This is a genomic window from Lentilactobacillus hilgardii DSM 20176 = ATCC 8290, assembly GCF_000159315.1.
Lineage (GTDB): Bacteria > Bacillota > Bacilli > Lactobacillales > Lactobacillaceae > Lentilactobacillus > Lentilactobacillus hilgardii.
Genome location: NZ_GG669992.1, coordinates 206,367 through 229,509 on the forward strand (window position 1 = coordinate 206,367; position 23,143 = coordinate 229,509).

The 23,143-nt window shown below is 39.1% G+C and carries 20 protein-coding genes and 1 pseudogene; 6 read left to right on the top strand and 15 right to left on the bottom strand.

The window, feature by feature from the left end; translation table 11 throughout:
- From HMPREF0519_RS00970 to HMPREF0519_RS01005, 8 genes are all read right to left on the bottom strand, one after another.
- A partial coding sequence (locus HMPREF0519_RS00970; protein ID WP_003633877.1) for a cation:proton antiporter occupies positions 1-644 on the bottom strand: 644 nt, incomplete at its 3' end.
- A gap of 269 nt (positions 645-913) precedes the next feature.
- On the bottom strand, positions 914-2,683 hold the full coding sequence (locus HMPREF0519_RS00975; RefSeq protein WP_003633878.1) for a phosphatase PAP2 family protein: 1,770 nt from the start codon (positions 2,681-2,683) through the stop codon (positions 914-916).
- 332 nt (positions 2,684-3,015) lie between these two features.
- Positions 3,016-3,741, bottom strand: a complete 726-nt coding sequence (gene phoU / locus HMPREF0519_RS00980) for a phosphate signaling complex protein PhoU (RefSeq protein WP_003556614.1) — start codon at positions 3,739-3,741, stop codon at positions 3,016-3,018.
- A 12-nt stretch (positions 3,742-3,753) separates the two neighbouring features.
- The gene (gene pstB / locus HMPREF0519_RS00985; protein ID WP_035462135.1) at positions 3,754-4,536 is read right to left on the bottom strand and encodes a phosphate ABC transporter ATP-binding protein PstB; all 783 of its coding nucleotides are present in this window, start codon (positions 4,534-4,536) and stop codon (positions 3,754-3,756) included.
- A 16-nt stretch (positions 4,537-4,552) separates the two neighbouring features.
- Entirely contained in the window at positions 4,553-5,347 is a 795-nt protein-coding gene (pstB, locus tag HMPREF0519_RS00990) for a phosphate ABC transporter ATP-binding protein PstB (RefSeq protein WP_003550938.1), read from the bottom strand.
- 9 nt (positions 5,348-5,356) lie between these two features.
- A complete protein-coding gene (gene pstA / locus HMPREF0519_RS00995) occupies positions 5,357-6,244 on the bottom strand; it encodes a phosphate ABC transporter permease PstA (protein WP_003556618.1) in 888 nt (295 codons plus the stop codon).
- A complete protein-coding gene (gene pstC / locus HMPREF0519_RS01000; RefSeq protein ID WP_040472674.1) occupies positions 6,241-7,164 on the bottom strand; it encodes a phosphate ABC transporter permease subunit PstC in 924 nt (307 codons plus the stop codon). Before pstC ends, pstA begins: the two co-directional genes overlap by 4 nt.
- 181 nt (positions 7,165-7,345) lie before the next feature.
- Positions 7,346-8,239 carry a phosphate ABC transporter substrate-binding protein PstS family protein gene (locus HMPREF0519_RS01005; protein WP_133281490.1) on the bottom strand — a complete coding sequence of 298 codons (894 nt, stop codon included), beginning with the start codon at positions 8,237-8,239 and terminating at the stop codon, positions 7,346-7,348.
- A gap of 171 nt (positions 8,240-8,410) precedes the next feature.
- Between HMPREF0519_RS01005 and HMPREF0519_RS01010 the strand changes: the two genes are divergently transcribed.
- Complete coding sequence (locus tag HMPREF0519_RS01010) at positions 8,411-9,157, top strand: winged helix-turn-helix domain-containing protein (protein ID WP_003633881.1); 747 nt, start codon at positions 8,411-8,413, stop codon at positions 9,155-9,157.
- Between the two features lie 1,259 nt (positions 9,158-10,416).
- Positions 10,417-10,839: an aldehyde dehydrogenase family protein gene (locus tag HMPREF0519_RS01025; RefSeq protein WP_003633885.1), complete on the top strand. Its 423-nt coding sequence runs from the start codon at positions 10,417-10,419 to the stop codon at positions 10,837-10,839.
- Between the two features lie 35 nt (positions 10,840-10,874).
- Here HMPREF0519_RS01025 and HMPREF0519_RS01030 read toward each other — a convergent pair whose 3' ends face one another.
- The 3 genes from HMPREF0519_RS01030 to aroF all read right to left on the bottom strand — a co-directional run bounded on the left by HMPREF0519_RS01030 (position 10,875) and on the right by aroF (position 13,891).
- A complete protein-coding gene (locus HMPREF0519_RS01030; protein WP_003556628.1) occupies positions 10,875-11,648 on the bottom strand; it encodes a hypothetical protein in 774 nt (257 codons plus the stop codon).
- A gap of 150 nt (positions 11,649-11,798) precedes the next feature.
- A complete protein-coding gene (aroB, locus tag HMPREF0519_RS01035; RefSeq protein ID WP_003633887.1) occupies positions 11,799-12,878 on the bottom strand; it encodes a 3-dehydroquinate synthase in 1,080 nt (359 codons plus the stop codon).
- Positions 12,875-13,891, bottom strand: a complete 1,017-nt coding sequence (gene aroF, locus HMPREF0519_RS01040; protein ID WP_003633889.1) for a 3-deoxy-7-phosphoheptulonate synthase — start codon at positions 13,889-13,891, stop codon at positions 12,875-12,877. The genes aroB and aroF overlap by 4 nt, the downstream gene beginning before the upstream one ends.
- A gap of 1,038 nt (positions 13,892-14,929) precedes the next feature.
- On the opposite strand from aroF, the gene HMPREF0519_RS01045 reads away from it, so the two are divergent.
- Complete coding sequence (locus tag HMPREF0519_RS01045; RefSeq protein ID WP_003633892.1) at positions 14,930-16,408, top strand: anthranilate synthase component I family protein; 1,479 nt, start codon at positions 14,930-14,932, stop codon at positions 16,406-16,408.
- Positions 16,392-17,003, top strand: a complete 612-nt coding sequence (locus HMPREF0519_RS01050) for an anthranilate synthase component II (RefSeq protein ID WP_003633894.1) — start codon at positions 16,392-16,394, stop codon at positions 17,001-17,003. The genes HMPREF0519_RS01045 and HMPREF0519_RS01050 overlap by 17 nt, the downstream gene beginning before the upstream one ends.
- A gap of 4 nt (positions 17,004-17,007) precedes the next feature.
- Here HMPREF0519_RS01050 and HMPREF0519_RS01055 read toward each other — a convergent pair whose 3' ends face one another.
- Positions 17,008-17,169, bottom strand: a complete 162-nt coding sequence (locus HMPREF0519_RS01055) for a hypothetical protein (RefSeq protein WP_003550961.1) — start codon at positions 17,167-17,169, stop codon at positions 17,008-17,010.
- A gap of 26 nt (positions 17,170-17,195) precedes the next feature.
- Positions 17,196-17,777, bottom strand: a complete 582-nt coding sequence (locus HMPREF0519_RS01060; protein ID WP_003556639.1) for an RNA 2'-phosphotransferase — start codon at positions 17,775-17,777, stop codon at positions 17,196-17,198.
- Positions 17,778-18,327: 550 nt separating this feature from the next.
- Here HMPREF0519_RS01060 and HMPREF0519_RS01065 point away from each other — a divergent pair.
- On the top strand, positions 18,328-18,966 hold the full coding sequence (locus HMPREF0519_RS01065; protein ID WP_190870476.1) for a histidine phosphatase family protein: 639 nt from the start codon (positions 18,328-18,330) through the stop codon (positions 18,964-18,966).
- Between the two features lie 122 nt (positions 18,967-19,088).
- Here the strand turns inward: HMPREF0519_RS01065 and lepB are convergent, their stop codons facing one another.
- A complete protein-coding gene (gene lepB / locus HMPREF0519_RS01070) occupies positions 19,089-19,676 on the bottom strand; it encodes a signal peptidase I (RefSeq protein WP_003550966.1) in 588 nt (195 codons plus the stop codon).
- A gap of 225 nt (positions 19,677-19,901) precedes the next feature.
- Here lepB and HMPREF0519_RS01075 point away from each other — a divergent pair.
- Positions 19,902-21,105: pseudogene (locus tag HMPREF0519_RS01075) on the top strand (multidrug effflux MFS transporter).
- An 82-nt stretch (positions 21,106-21,187) separates the two neighbouring features.
- Here HMPREF0519_RS01075 and mnmG read toward each other — a convergent pair.
- Positions 21,188-23,125 (bottom strand): tRNA uridine-5-carboxymethylaminomethyl(34) synthesis enzyme MnmG, encoded by a 1,938-nt coding sequence (gene mnmG, locus HMPREF0519_RS01080; RefSeq protein ID WP_003556645.1) that lies wholly within the window; start codon positions 23,123-23,125, stop codon positions 21,188-21,190.
- Between the last annotated feature and the right edge of the window lie 18 nt (positions 23,126-23,143).

Below are 23,143 nucleotides of genomic sequence, written 5' to 3' on the forward strand. Positions count from 1 at the left end.
AATAATCTTTCACCAATTTGCATTAAATAAGGCACGATCCACTTTACCATCAAATAGGTTATACCAAAGAAACCGATTTGCTCAACAAAAACAAAGATCAGGTTATCTGCGGACTGGCCCGTTCTAACGCCATGCGTTCCCATGATACTAATCATAATCGACAGTAAAATAACACCAATAATGTCATCAGCAACTGCTGCCCCCAGAATAGTTGCCCCTTCTTTTGTGTTCAGTGAATGATAGTCTCTCAGAACCTCAACGGAAATCGATGCCGCTGTTGCGCTGAAAACCACGCCAATAAAAGTTGCCTCCAGTGGTTCAAAAGAAAAGGCCAAACTAGCCGCTCCAATCATCACCACGGGAAAAATAACGCCAATAATGGCGACAATGACTGCAGGCTGTAAATATTTTCGCAATAATGCCAAGTTACTTTCAAGACCACCGATAAACCTTAGAATGATGACCCCAATCCCTGAAAATGTGTTTAATAGCAAATCAAGGTGAATCCAATTCAAAATTGCGGGTCCAGCAACAACGCCAACTAATATCTGACCAATAACAGATGGCGTACCCAGTCGATTGGACAAATGTCCTGCAAAAGTTGTCAGAAATAAAAGCAAGCACAATGTCCCGATAAAAACCATGTCCACACGCCCCCTTCTCACAGAAGGATTCAAGAAATATCATGGCTTAATGATTATATGTACAATAAATCCCTTGAAATCATCTGATCTCAAGGGATTTATTTAAAAGTCGTTATTATTTAACCATTTCAATAGCCAGCATATCCCGAGAAACATTGACAACTCGTTTTTTATGACATTGTCAATTGAACTCAATATAGACTGGATAATTTCCAAAGTCAAACAAAACCGGAGAATCGGAAACTGGTTTGCAAACCATCATGATACAATTATTGAACGACTTTTACCGCTTTATTTGAATAAACAACATGAGCCCCTTTGCCAAATCCGTGAAGCGTAACATGGTCAAATTCACCAACACGTTTATTAAAGGTTAATACAGTACCATGTATATTAGATTTCCCATCGAGAACCAATTTTCCATTTAAATGAGCCGTGCCGTCAATATGTGCCTTATCACCAGCGTTCAATTGGAGAACACCGTTATTGCCTTGCGTGTAATTGCCATTAACCGTAACGTTCTTAGAACTCAATGTAACGGTACCACTATCAAGCTTAACAGCACCCTTTCCTAAAGCTTGATTATTATCAACAACTAAGGAACCTGCTTTAACAGTGGTTCCACCACTGTAGGAATTATCCCCAAGAACTGTCAACTTTCCGGAACCTTCCTTAATTAATCCACCTTTACCGGAAATGGCATTTTTCCAAGTATCATTCGCATTAAATCCACCTTTTGAAGCGTCCAGATTAACAGTGGTATTGGTTAAAAACTCACCGAATCCGTTGGCTGCTTTAAATAAATTCAAACGGCCCCAACCTTCTGGATCATCAAGCATTGGGTAACCGGAAGGCAACCCGGTTGTATAAAGAATTTCTCTTCTTTGTGTGTCAGACAAGTATGGGAATCTGGTTTTCAAAAGCACTTCAGCACCCTTAGGAACAACCATCGGTTTATTTGTGCTGCTAATCGGTTTAAATCCATAAGTAAGTCGATAAGTGTTATCTTTAAGGTTTTGCTCGTAGTTTGCAAAAGTATCCTTCACAGTTGAATCACTAGCTTTGCCTAGATCTTTTTGGGCATCCTGATAAGCTTGATTAATTAACTGTTTGTTTGCGGGATCATTTAATGTTGAAGCTGTCATGGCCGTGCCTAAAACTCGACCACCCATAACGGCAAACGGCGAGTGTCGTCCAGCGAGAACCCGGTCATAACCGACTTCTGAGGAACGGGTTATCAATTGCTGGAATCGTTGCGGGAAAACATAGGCTAAACTCTCACCAGTCTCAAAAGCAGCTGTTGTATGACCGCTCGGGAAATCATAGTCGTTTTGAGCTGCTGAGGCCATCACATTTGTCAAATAAGGGTTAACCTTGACCTGGCTGCTTAAACGGTATGGACGAACATATTTAATATATGCTTTAGGTGTTCCGGTGCTGGACCAATCGGATGCCTCATTAAGATCAACTAGCTTCACCACTGACCCTAGCTTAGAATTTTCATCCGCCCATTTCATCGAACTATACGGTGAATTTGCAGGCAATGGAGAGCTTGGAACGGAATTAAAGTCAGTTTGTGCATTTGCGTCCTTAATGAATGCAGTTGCATAAGGCCCGAATCCACTAATTAAATTATATCGAAGATCCCGCCGATCGGTTAAGTACGATCGGTCAATTTCGGTCTGCGTTTCGTGGTTGGTAATTTGAATTGATTTATTCAAATTTTCCTGCAATAGATCAGCATTTTTTTTGGTGCCATCCGGAGACCAGTAACTCAAAAATGTATTGTTAAAAATAGAAATCGCTGGATTATTATCCGGCGTAGTATTTGCTTTTACATTTTCCTTATAATGATCAATGAAATAACCGTAAGGTCCCTTCACAGGAGTTAGCGCTTGTTTAAGCGACTGGGTTTCCGAACCCTTATCACTTGCAGCATGAGTTTCTGATTCACCACCCATAAACGCAGCTCCGACGACTGATAAAACAAATGCACATTTTAAAACGTTTTTTAACAATGACTTCGATCTACTTCCCATCAACAAAACCCTCCAAACAATAATATAATGACTAAGAAATTCTTATCAGAATCACAATAATGGTCAAAACAACAAGTGAGATAATCCAGCCAATTTTAGGCGTTTGTCTCATTTCGTTAAGTACCGTCGACATGATTTTCACCGTCCCTCAAAAATTTCCTGATAATCATTCACCCTTCATCTACAAGGGTAAAGGTATTGTGTAAATCGTCAGCCAATAATATGTAAAAAAAGCGTAAAAAATCAGAAGCCAAATCGGAAACTGACCTGTAAACTATTCGCAAACCGGTTTCTGATTTGGTTCTTGATTTGGTTTCCGATGTTATTGTCAACTATTTCTCTGGTTGTCTGGCACCCATCACTCCAGAATACAACCTCCGAACCAATTCCGGATTTGCTTTTCCGGGATTCAATTCGACAATTTTACCGCTTGCACTATAGACAATCCATTCTGCCAAATTTACAATATGATCTCCTATCCGTTCAAGGAGACGAATAACCATAAAATAACTTGCACTTGACTGAACTGTTTCAGTATCATTATGAACTGCCTTTGTAATTTCATCCCGAATCAGTAGATATTGCTTGTCAACATCGACATCTACTTTGGACAAGTTTCTAGCCGCCAGCTCATCATTTTTTGAATAAGCATCAAGCGCCTTTTCCAACATATCACGAACTTGATCGGTCATCTGAGCAATTTCTTTTTCGACATTCGGAATTCGAGCTTGACCTTTCATTCTAATTGTTTCACGGGCAATACTAACGGCATGGTCCCCTACCCGTTCCAAATCCGAACTGGCTTTTAAAATACTGATGATAACTCGAAAATCTGTCGCTACCGGTTGTTGAAGTGCAATCAACTTCAAGGCCTGTTTTTCAAGATCCATTTCTTCGCCATTAGTATTGTTATCAGCATCGATCACTTCTTGAGCAAGTTTTTTATCATGTTCGATAAATGCCTGCGTGGAATTATAAATCTGCTCACTAATATTTAACCCCATTTCAACAAATCGACCATGCAACTTTTTTAGTTCGTCGCCAAATAATGCTCTCATTCTAGCATCCTCCTATCCAAACTTTCCGTTAAGATAATCACTGGTTTCTTCTTTTTCAGGATTCATAAATAATTTTTCGGTTTTATCATATTCAACTAGATTTCCATTTAACAAAAATGCTGTTCGATCGGAAATTCGTGATGCCTGTTGCATATTATGCGTCACAATAATAACGGTATATTTGTCATGAATATTTAACAGCGTGTCTTCGATTTTTGCACTGGAAATTGGGTCCAGAGCACTGGTTGGTTCATCAAGTAGGATAACTTCGGGTTGAACTGCCAAAACCCGGGCAACACAAATCCGCTGTTGCTGACCACCGGAAAATGAAAGTGCACTATCATACAGATTATCTTTAACCTCATCCCAAATGGCTGCCTGTTTCAAACTGGTTTCTACTCGCTCATCCAAAATACTCTTATCACGAATACCTGCCAAACGTAAGCCGTAAGCAACATTTTCATAGACGTTGAACGGAAACGGATTGGGCTGTTGAAAAACCATTCCAACACGCTTTCTTAATTCAACAACGTCAACCTTTGGTGCGTAAATATCCTTACCTTCCAACTGAATCGACCCATTAATCGTCACGCCTGGAATCAGGTCATTCATTCGATTAAGGCATCGCAGATAGGTTGATTTCCCACATCCTGACGGGCCAATCAGTGCTGTTATTTCATGTTCTGCAAAATCCAAACTAATACCATGAAGCGCTTCAAATGAGCCATAATACAAATGAACGTCTTCAGAAGTGATCATTTGTTTTGTCGTTGTTTTAATTGTTGTCTTTTCCATATGAGGACGCTCCTTTTTAACCAAAATTCCCTGAAATATAATCCTCGGTTGCTTTTATCTGTGGATTTGTAAAAATTTTCTCTGTCTTATCATATTCAAGCACATGCCCCATATGAAAGAATGCTGTGTAATCAGCGATCCGAGAAGCCTGTTGCATGTTGTGAGTCACAATGATAATGGTGTAACTCTTACGCAACTCCTTGAGGGTTTCCTCAATCTTAGCGGTTGAAATGGGATCAAGGGCACTAGCTGGTTCATCAAGTAACAAAATATCTGGCTTCATTGCAACACAGCGAGCAATGCAGAGTCGCTGTTGTTGACCACCGGATAACGCCAAAGCACTCTTGTCGAGGTCATCCTTTACTTCATCCCAAAGGGCGGCTGATTTCAAACTATTTTCAACTCGATATGCTAATTCTTGTTTATCTTTAATGCCATTTCTCTTTAAAGCGAAGGTGATATTTTCCCGAATTGATTTTGCAAATGGATTAGGTCGCTGAAATACCATGCTAATGTGTTTACGGACTTCATAAACGTTAATCTTCTTACTATTAATATCAGTATCTCGATAAATGATTTTACCTTTAACGGTGGCAATCGCATCATTCATCCGATTTAAGCATCGCAGATAAGTCGATTTGCCGGATCCGGAAGCTCCAATCAAAGCTGTAATCCGGTATCTGGGAAATTCCAGAGTTGCATCATGCATGGCATGGTTGTCACCGTAAAACACTTGCAAGTTTTCAGTTGTCAACGCCTTTTCGGTTGGAATATTAATAATGTGTTTTTGATCAAATGAATAAGTTTGCATAATTTCCTCCTACTTGGCTGCCGTCATCTTTTTAAACATCCAGTTTCCCAAGTATCGAGCACCTAAATTAAATAGTAAAATCACAACAATCAAAACCGCTGAAGCACCACTTGAAATTTGAAGGGCATCTGGTGTGACACCTTCAGTGTTCACTTTCCAGATATGCACGGCTAATGTTTCCGCAGGACGCATTGGATTTAGAAAACTGGTTGGACTAAACGGATTCCAGTTCGAGTAGCTGACAATCGGTGCGCTTTGACCAGCGGTATAAATTAAGGCGGCAGCTTCACCAAATACTCTTCCGGCACTTAGAATAATGCCAGTCAGAATTCCCGGAAGCGCAGCCGGAAAAACAATACCTGTAATCGTCTTCCATCGCGATAAACCAAGTGACAGCCCAGCCTCACGTTGCAAATCCGGTACGTCTTCCAGAGACTCTTCAATACTCCGCGTTAACAACGGCAAATTAAAGAAGGTTAAGGCAATTGCCCCAGCAAGAATTGAAAAACCCACATCAAATTTAATAACAAATACTAAATAACCAAACAAACCAACAACCACTGATGGTAAAGAACTTAGTACTTCAATTGCGGTCCGAATTAAACTGGTAAACCAGTTATTTGGTGCATATTCGGAAAGATAGATTCCTGAACCGAGTGCAATTGGAAATGAAATGATTAATGTTAGGACCAGCAAGTATAATGAGTTGAAAAGTTGATCACGGATACCACCGCCCGCTTTAAATGATTGGGCTGCAGAAGTTAAAAAATGCATCGAGACATGGGGGATACCTGTTACCAAAATATATCCTAATAAGAAAACCAAGATGCCAACGACTGCAGTAACGAGTAAGTAGATGACGCCGGTTGCAACATTATTCGCAGCTTTTGAGTTCATTTTTTCAAGCTACCTCGCTTTCCAATGAATCGAACCAATACGTTAAAGACCAAAGACATAAGCAACAGGATAAGCGCCAACGACCACAAGGCATTATTAGGTAATGTGCCCATTGTCGTATTCCCAATCCCAGTAGTAAGCTGACTGGTTAGAGTTGATGATGGGGTTAACAGCCCATGTGGCATCAGGGTTGCATTCCCAATAACCATTTGAACAGCCAACGCTTCACCAAAAGCTCTTGCCATCCCAAAAATAATAGCCGTCAAGATTCCAGGCGTTGCTGCTCGTAACACAACTTTATAAATTGTTTGCCATCTGGTAGCACCAAGTGCAAGGGAAGCGGATCGATAATACATTGGAACCGAGCGAATACTATCAATTGAAAGCGATGTAATGGTTGGTAACACCATGACAAAGAGGACAATCGTACCAGCAAGAATCCCAAATCCGGTTCCACCAAATGCGTGTCGAATCAACGGCACAATCACTGATAAACCAATGAATCCATAAACAACAGATGGAATTCCAACCAATAATTCAATAACCGGTTGTAAAAACTTGGTGCCTCTTTTGGGCGAAATTTCAGTCATAAACAAGGCAACACCAAGTGCAAACGGTGTTGCAACCAATGCAGCAAGGACTGTGACGCAGAAAGATGTTACGATCATTGGCAATGCGCCGACTTCCGGCTGACCATGAGAGTCAAGCATCCCCGGATTCCAGTTAGTTCCGGACAAGAATGCCCATAAATTAACATGGTTCTCCGTGAATGTCGCCATACCACGAGTCGTTATAAAGTATAAAATTGAGAGTACTAAGAATCCCACAAACGCAATACAGATATAGCTGATTGTTTTACCGAAGTAATCTTGATGAGTGGCTTTAGATGGATTACGCAATTCCTTCTTGATCCCGTCCATTTTAAGCTTATCCTCAGTTCCAGGCTTAATCCCTTCCATAAATTGATACCTCCTAATTTGAAAACAGTTCTGTCATAAGTCTCTTTAAAACGGATAGAGGCCAGAGACAACAACACAGGTTTGCCTCCAGCCTCCACGTGATGAATCACTATTTAAGTTAGCTCATTATTATAAAATTAATTTACTTAGTTGTTACTGCGCCGCTGGCATTCTTTTGAACTTTCATGTCATGAATGCTGATGTACCCAAGTTTTTGAACCAGACTATCTTGAACCTTACTTGAATTCATGTAGTTTAAGAATTTCTTGGTTGCAGCATTTGGTTGACCTTTAGTGTACATGTGCTCGTATGACCAAATCTTCCACTTGTTATTTTCAACGTTTTGATCAGTTGGCTTAACGTTGTTAACAGATGGTGCTTCAATTTTACTATTAACATAAGAGAAAGCTAAATAACTAATCGTACCCGGTGTGCTTGAAACAATTTTTTGAACCGTTCCGTTAGAATCCTGTTCCTGAGTCTTGATAGCTTTAGCACCTTCAAGAACGGCGCCTTCAAATGTTGCTCGTGTACCACTTCCGGAAACACGGTTCACAACGTTGATTTTTTCGTTCTTACCACCAACTTGGTTCCAGTTCTTGTACTTTCCAGTGAAGATACCTTTTAATTGGGCCATTGTCAGGTTTTTAACACCAACACCTTTATTAACAACTGGAGTCATACCAACAACCGCAACTTTATGATCAACTAACTTATTGGCCTTAATTCCTGATTGCTGTTCTGCGAAGATATCCGAGTTACCAATTGTAACGGCACCTTCTTGAACTTGACTAAGTCCAGTACCGGAACCCCCACCTTGAACAGAAATGTTAACTTTGCTGTTGTCTTTTTGATAATCACTTGCTGCCTGTTCAACTAATGGTTGAAGTGCAGTTGAACCAACGGCCGTAATTTTAACGTTTGAGCTAGAAGATGATTTCTTTGATGAGCTTGCGCTGTTTGAACCACATCCGGCAAGTAAAACCCCCATGGCAGATAAAGCAACGATTGCTGAAAAAAAGGATCTTTTTTTCATGATATGATTTCCTCCTAATTTGAAACCCGTTTTTTTGGTACTCATTTAAGTACAGCCTTAATATATCAACGTCATGTAAATATCGAGTTTCGTTTATGTAAAAGTATCGTAAATGTCTCCGATTTTAGTCAAAAGTATGGCATAACTTAAGATGTAATCAATTTAACTAAAATGGAGGAAGAACAGATGCCATTGGAAATTCTACTAATCAGCCAAGATTTACAGCTAGCCAACAAGCTCGAAAAAATGTTGAATTCCTTTAATATCAAAATGCGGGTATCTTTTGAACCACTAGAACATCTCCTACAGCAAATTTCCGGTGTCGTCTGGGATTTAAGTAGCATTTCACTTCCAAACAACGCCTCAGAAATTCAGATTATGAGAAGCCAAGTGGCCGGCCCAATTTTACTTTTGGATAAAACCGACGAACCTGTTGAAACAATTTGCCGTTACTTTTTAAGTTATCATTTAGATGATTACATCCAAAAATCTTCTATTAAAGAAGTAGCTGCCAGAATTGTTCAAAAATTATGGGTCTATCAAAATAAGGATCGCTTGCAAATTAACAAACAGGGACAGGCCAACAGTAATCTAACTGCCGGACACTTAAAAATCGATTTGAATAAATTTCAAGTTAACAACGGTCATAATCGGCTGAGCCTAAGCCCCATTGAATATAAATTGCTATTATTCTTTATCAGCCATTCAAATACTGTACTTAGTCGTACTCAAATTGCTTCGGCTGTTTGGGGGAATACCGGTGGTGCAACCTTACGAATTATTGACACCCACATTAGTAATTTAAGAAAAAAGATTGAAAAACAACCTAAAAACCCACAGATGCTAAAAACAATACGGGGATTTGGTTATCTCTTTAAAGTTGAAAATAAAACCGCTGACGCGAGTCACGTAAAATAATAAATAAGCTGAACCAAGTCTAAGACGTTGCTGTCTCGAACTTGATTCAGCTTATTTTAATTGATACTGGCAATGGAGAAGGACGTAAAGCTTAATCATTCTTCCGATTATAAGAACAATTTCATTTAATGAAACTTTGTCCTTAAAATAGCAGAAAACTTAGGGCATAGCAAAACGCTATAATACCAACAACAAGCCAGCGGAACCGATTTGTTTTGATGTGAAGACTGAAAAACATCAAGTAACCAAAAAGCAATGTTGGCAGACAATTCGCCATAAAACAAACTAAGCAAATCCATTATGATTAAACAAATGCCAACGTTAACGGCCATTGAAACAATCATCCAATCACGAAGATTGAGATCTTTATTTTTAATGAATTTATGTAGTCGTTTAATTTTAATGATCTCTCCTTTGATAAACAACTTATTAATGACCTATTTTTATTAATGATATAGGTAATAATAGCCAGAACAATGAAAAAGAAAAAATGGCAGCTCAAAAAACGAAATGACTTTGAACAATCAGAATACGTCGGAAACACAATAACGATCGCATCATTTTATGAAAAAGATCTCTATAATCTATAGTTTGAAAATTAAACGTCCGTACTTTTACGTGAGCTCAGATTATATTAAAAATGTCTATCCATATTGGGGAAAGCGTTATGAAAATACATGGGATTTTAGCTAGGCACAATTACATAAACTTTCGAATTAATAATTGAATTTATTTTAACCGTTTTTAAAATTTTCACATATTCATACTGGTATGAAAAAGGGCATGAAATCTTTACAGATAAAGAATCAACCATTATATTGTTTGTCTAAGATCACTTAATAAAATTAAAAAATAAACATTTTATGCTTAATGTTTCAGAAAAATATATGGTGTTTACTGTCGATGAGCTGTAAAATGTTCAATAATTGGTCAAAGCTATTTTCAAAAATTGAAAATAATTCAAGAGAGGAGATTAATTATAATGAACAGCGTAAAAATGATGTCACAACCTACCCTGCTTATTTAGCTGGAAAGTGGCAAACGAGGTAATAGTGAGAAGCCATCGCGATTACCTCGCCTTGGAAACATGACGTGATCGGTAAGGTTCAAGCCATTACTCAATCAGAAGCCGACCAAAGCATTAAAGCATCAAAAAAGTGCAACACGCTTGGACATCCCGTTCCCTCGGTGATCGTGAACAATATCTTAACCAGTGGGCAAATGAGCTCGAGAAAAACAAGGAAGCTATTGCCACTTAAATGATGACTGAAGTTGGAAAAAACTATGATGATGTTGAAAAGGAGGTCACTCGGACAATCGATTTGATTCGTTACACTGTGCAGGAAGCGTTGCACATGCGCGGAAAGAGCGTGCGCGGTGACGGATTTCCGGGTGGATCTAAAGAAAAACTTGGAATCATTGAACGGATACTGCTTGTCATTGTTCTCGCAATTTCACCGTTTAATTATCCTGTCAACCTGGCAGCCTCAAAAATCGCCCCAGCGTTAATGGCTGGAAATAGTGTTATTTTTAAACCTGCAACCCAAGGATCAATTAGCGGCATTAAAATGATTCAAACGTTGGATCGTATTGGTCTGCCAACTGGATTGCTAAGTTTGATTACCGATCATTTCGATAACAAATCACCTTTGATTAAATTAATTATGAAAATAGTCATTTAATCACTAGCCAAATTTTCATTTTTAAAGGCTTGCTTTTACAGCTGATTTGATTGTTTTTTTATCTCATCAAAACACAGTTTTACAAAGTCACTGCCATAAGCTTCTTTCAATTTATACTGCCAATTTTCCGGAACATCTGTTTCGGAAACGATCGGCTGTAACCATTGATTTGTTGGTAATAGTTTAAGTAACTGGTGCTTTGTAAATTGTGAAAATAATAAGTTTTGACCGAAAAGCTGAGCTATCTTTCGCTGAAATTCTGGATGATCCATTCTGATCAACAAATGATTTGCATTATTTCTATCACCCAGCATTAACGTTGCTTTCGGGAAATCTGACACTAAATCAAACCGTTGCAATTTATGAGCTTGCGCAATATCAGGTGTCATTCTAATATACCAAATCAATTGATGACGTTCTAATTCGACTAAAAGCTTTAGTATACTAAGATCGGTCTCGCTCATTTGAAAAAAGGATGCTTTCATTTCTGTTTGATTTAAATGAGTTTGCAAAAGATTTTTAAGCAGATCAAAATGATGTGGATCTCCCCACAATATTTCCAATTGCTGAGCATGTTTCAGCCAAACTGGATGTGTTGCAATTCTAAGCGTTAGCCATTGAGGGCCTCGTTTCGTTGTTTTTCTCAACAGCCAATAGGAACTTGCAGTTGAACGCGCAAAGTTTCGTGCTAATAATTTTATGCCAACCGGCATCGAATCAGTCACTATTTTTTCAAGCTGATTTCGATAATCTGGTGTTGTTGTAAATGAAAAATCAGGAATAGATGGACGTAGCTTAACCATAACCATCCTTCTTTCGTTAACTCGTTAAGTATATTTAAGTACCATTCTAACATATCAACAACGCGCACAAGTAACATCGATAGATGGACATAAAAAAGTTGAGGCAGGTATTCTCTTGTCTCAACTTTCTTCTTATAAATGTTTCATGTGTAACTATTATGATTGAAGCGCCTTAATATTCAAGAAATCCCGAATTCCTTCAGAAGGAATCGACTTGATAGCCGGCCCTCCAATTTGATGTAAGTATATTAAGTTCAAATGACCAGCGTGGTTCTTTTTGTCATTTTTAATCTTATCAAAAACATCATCAGAATCCAACAAGGGTGACGTAATCGGTAGTCCAACAGCTTGCAGCCGATCAATCAATTTTTGGTTCACGCCGGCTTGGGTTAATCCCTTTTCTTCAAAGATTCGTGTAATTGCAACCATTCCGATACTGACAGCCTCTCCATGTCGAAGATCTCCATCAGCTAATGCTTCAATTGCATGACCAATCGTATGACCAAAGTTAAGAACTTGTCTTAAACCGCCTTCTTTTTCATCTCCCATGACAACATCTGCCTTGTATTGAATTGAGAGACGGCTTAGTTCTTCTGCATTAGCAAGGATATCCTCTGGTGAATTAATATCTTGCACTAAATCCCAGAGCTTACCATCGGTGAGAGCCGCTACCTTAACAATTTCACCATAACCCTCAACCAAATCACGCCGATCCAAAGTATTTAAAGTCTCCGGATCAATGATAACCAAATCAGGTTGGTAAAAGGAACCAATAACATTCTTCGTCGTATCCAAATCAACCGCTGTCTTGCCGCCAACTGAACTATCGACTTGTGCCAATAAAGAGGTTGGTATTTGAATTAAACTAATCCCGCGCATGTAAGTTGCAGCAAGAAATCCTGCCAAATCGCCGGTTACACCGCCACCAAGGGCAATAACACCATCATCACGAGTAAAGCCATCAGCCGCCATATCTCGCGTTAAATCAGCCAATACGCCAAGCGATTTTGATGCTTCACCAGCTGGAAATTGATAATTATGAACCGTAAAACCAACACTTTCCAGTGCACCGGCAACTCTTTCCTGGTACAAAGGGGCAACATTGCTGTCACTAACCAGTGCAATTTTTCGTTCTGACCAAACACTTGAAACCAATTGACCCGTGCAGTTTAAGATGCCAGTCTCAATTTCAACATTGTATGAGTGATCTGGTAAATTAACTTCGATAATTTTCATAATTCAACCTCACTTTTTTCTTGGACGAGTGTCTTGAGAGCATCACGAATGGCGTAGGCTTTTTGGATCATTTCAAGGTATTCACCCGGCTTGAGTGCTTGAGCACCATCAGAAAAGGCATGGGCCGGATCATCATGAATTTCCACTACCAAGCCGCTGGCACCAACTGCAACACCTGCAAGTGCTTCTGGGATAACAAATTCGGTATGTCCCGCAGCGTGACTTGGGTCAACAATGACTGGGTAGTGAGTTAACTTCTGAAGAACCGGAACGGCACCAACATCTAATGTATTACGAGTGTATTTATTATCAAAAGTTCGAATCCCTCGTTCAGTAATGATGATGTTATGATTACCACCGGCTGCAATATATTCGGCTGCATTTAAAATATCATCAATGGTTGCTGACATGCCACGTTTGAGCATAACCGGAATATTGGTCTTACCAACTGCCTTAAGCAACGAGAAGTTTTGCATGTTCCGAGCACCGATTTGGAAAATATCAGTATATTGCGCAATCATACCAACATGATCCTGATCCATGACTTCCGTTAACACATCTAAATCATAAGCATCCGCAGCTGCGCGTAAGTATTTCAACCCATCTTCGCCCAATCCCTGGAAAGAGTATGGGGAAGTTCGTGGTTTAAATGCGCCACCACGCAGTACTGTTGCGCCCCCCTCCTTTGCAACGGCAGCCATTTTCATCACATGTTCGGCGGATTCAACAGAGCATGGACCTGCCATCATTGTGAAATGATCGCCACCAATTTTACTATGCGCAGTCTCAACAATCGTATCTTCCGGATGAAACAAGCGGCTACCTTGAACTGCTTTTGGTGGGTTATCAATAATTTGTTCTGCAGCTGCACGTTCATCTGGATTTAATTCATCTTCGGTGATTCCCTCCAGTGCCACTCGATTATGATGAGTGAATACATCATGAGTACCACCGAATCGTTGCTGAAGCTCATCAATAATATGTTCCTGTCCTGCTTTAATAATAATAATCATGTTAACATCCTCTTTTCATTTTTTTCAAATTATAGAACTGAAATATGCATAAAATAAAACTCCCGTAGTGTCCAAAACACCGCGGGAGTTCTTTCGTGTATTATAAGATTCTTCTCGAATCGGTCCCGCAGTATTTTGATAATTTACTGTGTGACCGGTTTAATCATGCTGAAAAACTATTGGTCGCACAGGATTGCTGACAAGTGCCCGCATCCTGTACGATGTGGACACTACCCGAACCAATAGTAATAAAATCGATTTATTTTGCGATTTATTTTCTCCATGATTAGAATCTCCTTAAAAAGTTAAATTTTGATTGTTGCTAGCATATAATTTATTTCTTTGCTTGTCAACAGAAAAAAGTAAAATTCGTAAATTACCGCTGATTTTGTCTTTGAATGTTCACAAAAAAATAAGCTAAAAAACGATCTGAATAATTGAAATGACTTATGTATCAGTATTTTCAGTACATAAATAACCGATTGGATTTTAAGAATAAAATAATAAGAAAAAATGATCTTTCGTTTTTTATCCTGTTATATGATGTCTAGTCAGATTATTTAGCAAATTAAAGACTCTAAGCCTCTTGACATTTTATGAGAAGTGCCCTATTCTATTAGCAATAAAATATTCGTCCTAAATAAACCATTGATGTGGAGATCAAGATTGTTGTGCACGTAAAGAGAGTCATCGTTGCTGAAAATATGGCCGAACGCAAACAGTTAAATGGACCACAGAGGGTTCTCCTGAAAGTTCAACAAGTATGGAGAAACGTTCAGACATACGTCAGTTGTCGGAAGTGTGTTGGCACTTCGCTAAGTGTGATGAGATCATTGATTGTATAAAGATACAGTTGACTCGTCGAATTTAAGGTGGCACCGCGGAAAATCCGTCCTTACAAGTTAAAGCTTGTTTGGGGCGGATTTTTTGTTTTTAAAATTTATTCACTAGGAGGAATCATTCATGAAATATTTATCTAAACGATGGCAGCTTTCAAATTTTAATTAATTAAAAACTAAAATTTGGAGGCTCATCATAATGACAATCGAACAATTAAAGCAATATGCAGATGCCTATCCGGCAATTCCTATTACACAACAATTTCAGGTTGAATCCTTTGATCCGATCGCTATCACACAAGCATTTGACAATCCAAAACATCCCTGCTTTTTGTTAACAGGAAAGCCAAAGAAAACCGAAGATGGTTATTCGTTTATTGGCTTTAACCCTGTTGAATCATTCACTTACCGAAACGGTATCCTCACAACCACACTGAATGACGGTTCTGTTTCACATGAAACAACCAAGCTTCAACCTGTTATTGAAAACATTTTGCGGACAAATCAAACACCGAAACTTAAAGATCTTCCACCATTTTTAGGTGGTTTGGCTGGCTATTTCAGCTATGATTACGCAAAATATGCAACCACTGCCCAACTGCCAGCAGTTGCCGATCCAATGAATCTTAACGATGCCGATTTAGTCTTGGTTAATCGGGTTATTGCTTACAATCATGCAACAAAAACCGTAACTTTAAGCCAAATTATCCCTTCAAAATTGTTAATTAAAAAATACAATAGCGTTTGTCTGAAATTAGAAGACTTAAAGCAACAAATATTAACCATCACAGGTGAGCAACCATTGCCATCGTTTTCAATGACACCTTTAAAACTTCAATTTTCATTACAGGAATTCACCGAGAAGGTTGCCGAAACCAAACAACATATTGTTGACGGCGACATTTTTCAATTAATTTTATCTAATCCGCAACACGCCAAAATGACAGGCTCACTATTTTCGGTAACCCCAACTTTATTTAAAGAAAGTCCATCTCCTTATCAATTTTATTTTCGCCATGATGATTTCGAAACAATTGGTGCTTCGCCGGAAACCTTGATCACCAAACGTGACCGTACACTTTTTACCTACCCGCTTGCGGGAACACGTCGACGTGGCAAAAATCAACAGGAAGATGACCAGTTTGCCTACGAATTACAACACAGCCCTAAGGAATTATCCGAGCATAATATGCTAATTGATCTGGGAAGAAACGATCTTGGAAGTGTGAGCGAATTTGGTTCTGTTAAGGTGACCGCTTATCGACACTTGCTAAAGTTTGCCAACGTCATGCATATGGGATCAGTCGTGGAAAGTACAGCTAAAAAAGACGTTTCTGCGATTGACATTATTAACGCCGTTTTACCTGCCGGAACTTTATCCGGTGCTCCAAAAATCTCAGCAATGCAAATCATCGGAAACTTGGAAAATAGAAAGCGGGGCGTTTATGGCGGATGTATTGGCTACCTGGGTTTCGATGGTGATTTGGATCTATGTATCGGCATTCGTTTAGCTTACCGGAAAAACGACCAACTCGTTGTTCATTCCGGAGCCGGGATTGTTGCGGACAGTATTGCCAAGTACGAATATCAGGAATTTAACAACAAAGCCAGTGCCGTCGTCAATGCATTGAAGGAAACGGCCGCTAAGGGAGGCGTTGAACATGCACTATCTGATTGATAATTATGATAGCTTTACCTATAACCTGTATCAGTTAATTGGTGAAATTTCTAAAGATCCAATTACCGTGATTAAAAATGATGCCATTACCGCAGAACAATTAGCCCTTCTCAATCCTGAAAGTATCATTCTTTCCCCAGGTCCGGGACGCCCGGAAGATGCTGGAAAGATGCCAGACATCCTAAAAACGTTTCTCGGAAAAGTACCCATCCTGGGTGTTTGCCTTGGACATCAGGCAATCGCTGAAGCGTATGGCGCCAAAATTATTCATGCGCCAAAATTGATGCATGGAAAACCTTCTGAAGTAACCATCACCAAAAAAACGGTGCTTTTTAAGCATTGCCCAAAAAAATTTGAAGCTGCGCGTTATCATTCACTTATTATCGATCCACAAACAATGCCGGATACTTTAACGGTGACTGCCGAAACCGCGGATAAAGAAATTATGGCAGTAGCAGACGATTCTAAAAAAGTTTATGGCGTTCAATTTCACCCTGAGTCAATCATGACAGACTCAAAGGTGGGTGCACAGATTATCAAAAACTTCATAGCCGTTGTTAGTGCACAAAAAAAGATGACTTCTCCAGCCATCTGATCTCTTAATCTAGTTTCAAATTCGACTTAAAAATAAACCCACAGTTTGGACAACGATTTAAACCGTAGTTAATCATCATTGGCCGGTTGCAACGTGGACAACGCCCATGAATCGGTTTACGGATCTTGAGAGGATCGGATTGCTTTTCGGGTTGTTTATCAGCCATGATTGTCATACCTCCAAACGGGAACTCTAATTTTGAACTCGCTCTAAAAACTGTGCCGGCATTGCATCAACCAACCAGATGCCACTTTTCGTCGGGTAAAATAAAACATTACTTTTAGCAGCGTTCTTTGCAGCAACTCGAAACACAACGGGACGTGGATCACGACGCCGACCAACTTGAATTGCCATTTGTTGATTGGCCGATAGATGAACAAAATCACGGTCCATTTTCTTTAAACCTTCAGTTTCAATCAATCTGGCTGCAGAGTGAGTTGTCCCATGATATAGGTACTCAGGTGGCATTTTCGGCAGCGTTAATGGCTTAACAGGGATGCTATGTCCATACAAAGCTCGAATAGTATTTCCCTCTATAGCGTAGCGCTGCTTATCACTTTGCTGCATAATTGCTGTAATGATTGATTGACTAATAGGCGTTCCATAATGTTGGTTAAAATGCCTTATTAAAACATTCAAATTTGTCCGGCCATATTGGTCAAGCTTAATGTCAATTTTTTCCGGATGATGACGCAAAACAAACGACAGCCGCTTACTCAGTCTTATTAATTGGCGATCCAATGAACCGCACCTTTCTTTCGTTAAATTGAACATTTACTCCCAGCTAACCAAATACACTTACATTATAAAGCCGATTCTAAAAATTGAACAGTTAATGAGGAATGGCTTAAAGGACATCTTTCATTTACGTCTTAATGTTAAAATAAGCGATAGAGATATTTACTACCTCAATCGCTTATTTTACTTCTGATCGATCTAGATAAATATTCCTGTGGCTACTTATTGAATATTAACGACAAAAAAATGTCAATTGTCTAGAATACAGGCTGAACAAAAAAAGATAAGAAAAGCCCGTCATTTCTGCCGGGTTACACCATTTACAATTGGAGGGTATATATATTGAGGGGTATGAAGATTGTTGCACCTACATCAGAAACAAACTATCAAAATCAATTTGGGTTGTTAAATTGATTATTTATAGAATACTCATTTCACCTTAAACAAGGCTTAAAAATGATTATTTTAGAAATTTATTGAAATAATTAAAGCTTGGACATCAATTACTATCACCATTCCCCTTTCTAAATGATGACAAAAATAGTAAAGTCTTATTGTAAAGATAACCTAATAAGGAGTCAGAATTTTGAAAAAAATATACTTTGTTCGCCACGGCCAAACACTTTTAAATCAATTTCGCCGAATGCAGGGTTGGGTAGATTCACCTTTAACTGAAAAGGGAGAGAAACAGGCAGCTGATGCCGGAAAAAAGCTGCAGAATATTAAATTTGACCTCGCTGTTAGCTCAGATATGATGAGAGCAATTCATACACTTGATATTGTTTTGAAAAATAATCATTATTCTGAAAATATTCATCGGGAGATAAATAAGGATGTTCGAGAAATTTATTTTGGTTCCTTCGAAGCCATAGACAGTGTGACAACATGGAATGTGATTGGCGGACCACTTGGTCATTTCAAACAGGCCGACTTAATAAAAGAGTACGGTTTACTCAAAGTTCGAGATTTCATGCATGATGCTGATCCATTTCATTATGCTGAAACCTCTGATCAATTGGAAACACGTATCCGAAAAGCAGTCGCAACTATCCAAACACAATTGAGTGATGATCAAACTGCCATTGTTGTTTCACATGGAACATATTTAAGAAATTTGGCAACCCTTTTCTCTAAAAATCAGGTTGTTCGAGAACAGCCTAAAAACGGTAGCATCATGACGCTGGATGTCACTAATGATCCCAAGGTGTTGACTTATAACCAGTAGCAACAAATCTCTGTATAAGCATAACTTTACCCTTGATCACTAATCGAAAAACAAAAACCAAATGATCCCCCTAAACTGGATAAAGCCAGTTTTAGGGGGATCATTTTCCCTTATCAAAAAGATTAATAGGCCAATTTGTTAACGTTATTCCGCTTTGTCTTATCAGTTCCCCAGAAGAAGGTCTTTGCAACACCGGTAATTTTCTTTTTAGGAACAAATCCCCAATACCTGCCATCGTTTGAGACACTACGATGATCGCCCAGTACAAAATAGTTTCCTTTTGGAACTTTTACAGAATTTGGATGTTTTGCCCAACTCTTCGAAAGTGTTTGCAAATCCCAGTTACCAGTTCCGGTTGTTCGCTGATAATTGCTGATAAAACTTTGATTAACCTTTTTACCATTAACGTATAAGTTGCCATTGTTACTAGAAACTGTATCGCCAGGAAGACCAATAACACGCTTAACATAATCTGTGTTTGGTTTTGATGCACTTGGATCTTCACCATGTGCATCAAAAACAATAACACTTAAGTGCTTGATTTTGGCATGGCGCCAAACCAATAAACGTTCATTATTAACTAAATTTGGCTCCATTGATGGGCCGTCAACTCTTGCAACCGTGACGACGGTTGCCTTAATAACAAGTGCAAGTGCAAGTCCGATTGCAATCGGAATAACAATTCCCAGCAATCCCTTTAAAAATTTCATCCTTTTACTCCTTCATGGACTTTTAACATAAAAGTCACTGTGTTTATCAATCCGTTATTTTTAAATAAAGCCATTAATGGACACAATCGAATTATATTTTAGCATATTTTACTATCAACACAACATTTTAAGAACATAATTAACATATCCATAATTAGTTGCGCTTAACTTGCTAAACCGCTATCATTATTTGAGGCAGCATATGATTTAGAAATGGGTGATTAAATGGCAACAACTCCCAGTTTAGGTAAACGTATCTGGCTGGTATTTATTTTGGGCACCATCAGTGCAACTGGTCCACTTTCCATCGATTTATACTTACCCGCATTACCCGAAATGACGCGCGATTTACAGACACATGCTTCTTTAATTCAACTAAGTTTAAGTGCGTGTCTTTTAGGATTAGCAATCGGCCAACTAATCTCAGGTCCACTTAGCGATAAATATGGTCGAAAGGGGCCTTTGATAGTTGGTTTTTTAAGCTTTGGCCTGGTCTCGCTTCTTACTTGCAAGTAGTCATTCTGTCTACTTACTGATTGGTTTGCGATTTATACAGGGATTAGCAGGCGCTAGCGGTCAAGTGCTATCACGAGCTATTACCTCAGATTTGTTTTCAGGACCACTACTGACAAAATTTTATTCAATGCTCTCTGCTGTTAATGGTATATTTCCGGTCATTTCCCCAATTATTGGCGGGTACATTATTAAATACGTCGAGTGGCAGGGTGTTTTCATTTTATTAGCGTTAATTGGTTTCATTGTCTCGCTTGCGATCTGGCTGGGAATCAAAGAAACGTTGCCGTTTGCCTCAAGAATTTCTGGAAGTCCGATTAACTCCATCATTGAAATGTTTAGCCTTTTAAAGAATACTAAATTTGTAAAATTAGTCATTGCCAGCGGCTTAGTTTATGGGGGACTTTTCAGTTATATTTCAGCCTCCTCATTTGTTTTTCAAAATTACTTTCACATGAACGTTGCAAATTTTGGATTTCTCTATGCAATGAATGGTATCGGTATTGCAATTGGATCGGCAATTCCGGGCCTATTAGCAACTCGTGTTTCGGAATCTCAACAAATCCGTTTCGTTTTAGGATCAACATTTATGACAGCTTTGGCCTTAATCTCAAGTTGGTTTTTATTTAACAGCCTGTTAACAGTCACAATTTTAGTTCTGTTAATGGTCTTTCAATTTGGTATGTTGTTTACACTGACAACATCTGTCATCATGAATCTTTCACTTAAAAACAGTGGCGGTATTTCGGCTTTATTAGGCCTCTCCCAAAATGCAATTGGTGGTATTATGTCACCAGTTGTTGGTGTTATGGGCAGTCAGACCTACCTACCAATGGCAATTTCCATCGCGGGTTGTATCGGATTAAGCCTCATTCTATTTTTAAAAATCAATTCTTCAAATCAACTCAAACAATAAAAGAACCGGACAAATCACGTGAAATGATTTGTCCAGTTCTTTTAGCTCTTGATCAATATTCCAAATGATATAACGTCTTAAATCAGACGCTCTTCTTTAGCTTGGCAATTTTTCCTTGTTGAATATAAACACTTAGTATTGCAATATCTGCTGGATTAACACCACTAATTCGAGATGCCTGGGCAATTGTTTCTGGATGAATTTTTTGAAGCTTCTGACGTGCCTCTGTGGCAATACCATCAATTGCTTCATAATCAATCCGATTAGGAATTTTCTTTGCTTCCATACGTTTCATTTTTTCGACACTTGACTCTGCCTTAGCAATATAGCCAGCATATTTGGTCTGAATCTCAACCTGTTCAATAACGTGTCGGTCCAAATGCTGTTCAGGATCTGAAATGAACTGTAACAATGTCTGATAGTCAACATATGGCCGTCTAAGAAAGACCGAGGCAATTACGCCATCCTTTAATGGCTTGTCCCCATGCGCTTCAACGAACTTATTAACAACATCTGAGGGCTTAATTCGAATACTATTTAATCGATCAATTTCAGACTCAATCGCTTTTTTCTTTGAAAGAAATTGCGCATAGCGTTCATCAGAAATCAAACCAATTTCATGACCCTTTTCTGTTAACCGCATATCAGCATTATCTGTTCGAAGTAATAGTCGGTATTCAGCACGACTTGTCAAGAGACGATATGGTTCTTTAGTTCCCTTAGTCACCAAATCATCGATCATAACGCCGATATAAGCTTCGTTTCTTTTTAAAACAAATGGTCCTTGGCCAAGCGCACGGCGCCCAGCATTGATCCCGGCAATAATTCCCTGACCAGCAGCTTCTTCATAGCCGGAGGTCCCATTTGTCTGACCAGCCGTAAATAGGTTTTTTACAATTTTCGTTTCCAGTGTTGGCTTCAACTGGTAAGGAGCGACAACATCATATTCAATAGCATATCCGGGTCGCATCATTTCAGCATTTTCTAATCCTGAAATAGTATGCAGCATCTGCTGTTGTACTTCCTCAGGCATTGACGTAGACAGCCCATCGACATACCATTCTTCAGTTTTGCGACCTTCAGGTTCCAAGAACAATTGGTGTCTGCTCTTATCGGCGAATCGAACAATTTTGTCCTCGATTGATGGACAATAACGAGGACCCACTCCTTCAATCACACCGGTAAACATCGGTGCACGATCCAAATTTTCCCGAATGATTTTATGAGTTGTTTCGTTTGTATAAGTTAACCAGCAAGAAAGCTGATCTTTTACAGCCAAATAATCTTTGTCAGATGATTCAAAGCTAAAATGATGAGGCTTCTCATCCCCTGGTTGTTCTTCAGTTTTAGAATAATCAATTGTTGTACCATCAACACGTGGAGGCGTTCCGGTTTTAAATCTTTCCAAGTCAAAACCAAGTTCTTCAAGACTTCCAGACAACTTTTCTGCTGGTTGAGAATTGTTGGGGCCGGAAGCATACATTAACTCACCAATGATAATTTTACCGCGAGCGGCCGTTCCAGCTGCAATCACAACGGATTTTGCAAAATATTTCGCACCGGTATTGGTTATGACACCCTTACAAACACCATCTTCAACAATCAAAGAATCAACAATTGCTTGTCGAAGCGTTAAATTAGGTTCATTTTCCATTGTGTGCTTCATTTCAGCATGATAGGCATGTTTATCAGCTTGTGCACGCAATGCTTGAACGGCGGGTCCTTTACCGGTATTTAACATCCTCATTTGTACATAGGTCTTGTCAATGTTACGTCCCATTTCACCGCCAAGCGCGTCTACTTCACGCACAACGGTCCCTTTTGCTGGACCGCCAACCGATGGGTTACATGGCATAAAAGCTACCATATCCAAATTAATGGTTAAAACAAGTGTCTTATTACCCATTCGTGCAGCAGCTAAAGCCGCCTCACAACCAGCATGTCCTGCACCAACAACAATGACATCATAATTTTTGCCGCGATATTTCTGCTTCACATCGCTAACTCGTAAACTTTTCAACTGTATTTTCCTCCAAAT

Bases quoted from the DNA above. Each gene is read 5' to 3' on its own strand.
- HMPREF0519_RS01050 (WP_003633894.1), top strand. From the start codon at position 16,392: ATGCACTATCTGATTGATAATTATGATAGCTTTACCTATAACCTGTAT.
- HMPREF0519_RS01030 (WP_003556628.1), bottom strand. From the start codon at position 11,648: ATGGTTATGGTTAAGCTACGTCCATCTATTCCTGATTTTTCATTTACA.
- pstA (WP_003556618.1), bottom strand. From the start codon at position 6,244: ATGAACTCAAAAGCTGCGAATAATGTTGCAACCGGCGTCATCTACTTA.
- pstB (WP_035462135.1), bottom strand. From the start codon at position 4,536: ATGGAAAAGACAACAATTAAAACAACGACAAAACAAATGATCACTTCT.
- HMPREF0519_RS01060 (WP_003556639.1), bottom strand. From the start codon at position 17,777: ATGTTCAATTTAACGAAAGAAAGGTGCGGTTCATTGGATCGCCAATTA.
- aroF (WP_003633889.1), bottom strand. From the start codon at position 13,891: ATGATTATTATTATTAAAGCAGGACAGGAACATATTATTGATGAGCTT.
- HMPREF0519_RS01025 (WP_003633885.1), top strand. From the start codon at position 10,417: ATGATGACTGAAGTTGGAAAAAACTATGATGATGTTGAAAAGGAGGTC.
- aroB (WP_003633887.1), bottom strand. From the start codon at position 12,878: ATGAAAATTATCGAAGTTAATTTACCAGATCACTCATACAATGTTGAA.
- HMPREF0519_RS00975 (WP_003633878.1), bottom strand. From the start codon at position 2,683: ATGGGAAGTAGATCGAAGTCATTGTTAAAAAACGTTTTAAAATGTGCA.
- lepB (WP_003550966.1), bottom strand. From the start codon at position 19,676: ATGAAATTTTTAAAGGGATTGCTGGGAATTGTTATTCCGATTGCAATC.
- HMPREF0519_RS01005 (WP_133281490.1), bottom strand. From the start codon at position 8,239: ATGAAAAAAAGATCCTTTTTTTCAGCAATCGTTGCTTTATCTGCCATG.
- pstC (WP_040472674.1), bottom strand. From the start codon at position 7,164: ATGGACGGGATCAAGAAGGAATTGCGTAATCCATCTAAAGCCACTCAT.
- HMPREF0519_RS01055 (WP_003550961.1), bottom strand. From the start codon at position 17,169: ATGGCTGATAAACAACCCGAAAAGCAATCCGATCCTCTCAAGATCCGT.
- HMPREF0519_RS01045 (WP_003633892.1), top strand. From the start codon at position 14,930: ATGACAATCGAACAATTAAAGCAATATGCAGATGCCTATCCGGCAATT.
- pstB (WP_003550938.1), bottom strand. From the start codon at position 5,347: ATGCAAACTTATTCATTTGATCAAAAACACATTATTAATATTCCAACC.
- phoU (WP_003556614.1), bottom strand. From the start codon at position 3,741: ATGAGAGCATTATTTGGCGACGAACTAAAAAAGTTGCATGGTCGATTT.
- HMPREF0519_RS01010 (WP_003633881.1), top strand. From the start codon at position 8,411: ATGGAGGAAGAACAGATGCCATTGGAAATTCTACTAATCAGCCAAGAT.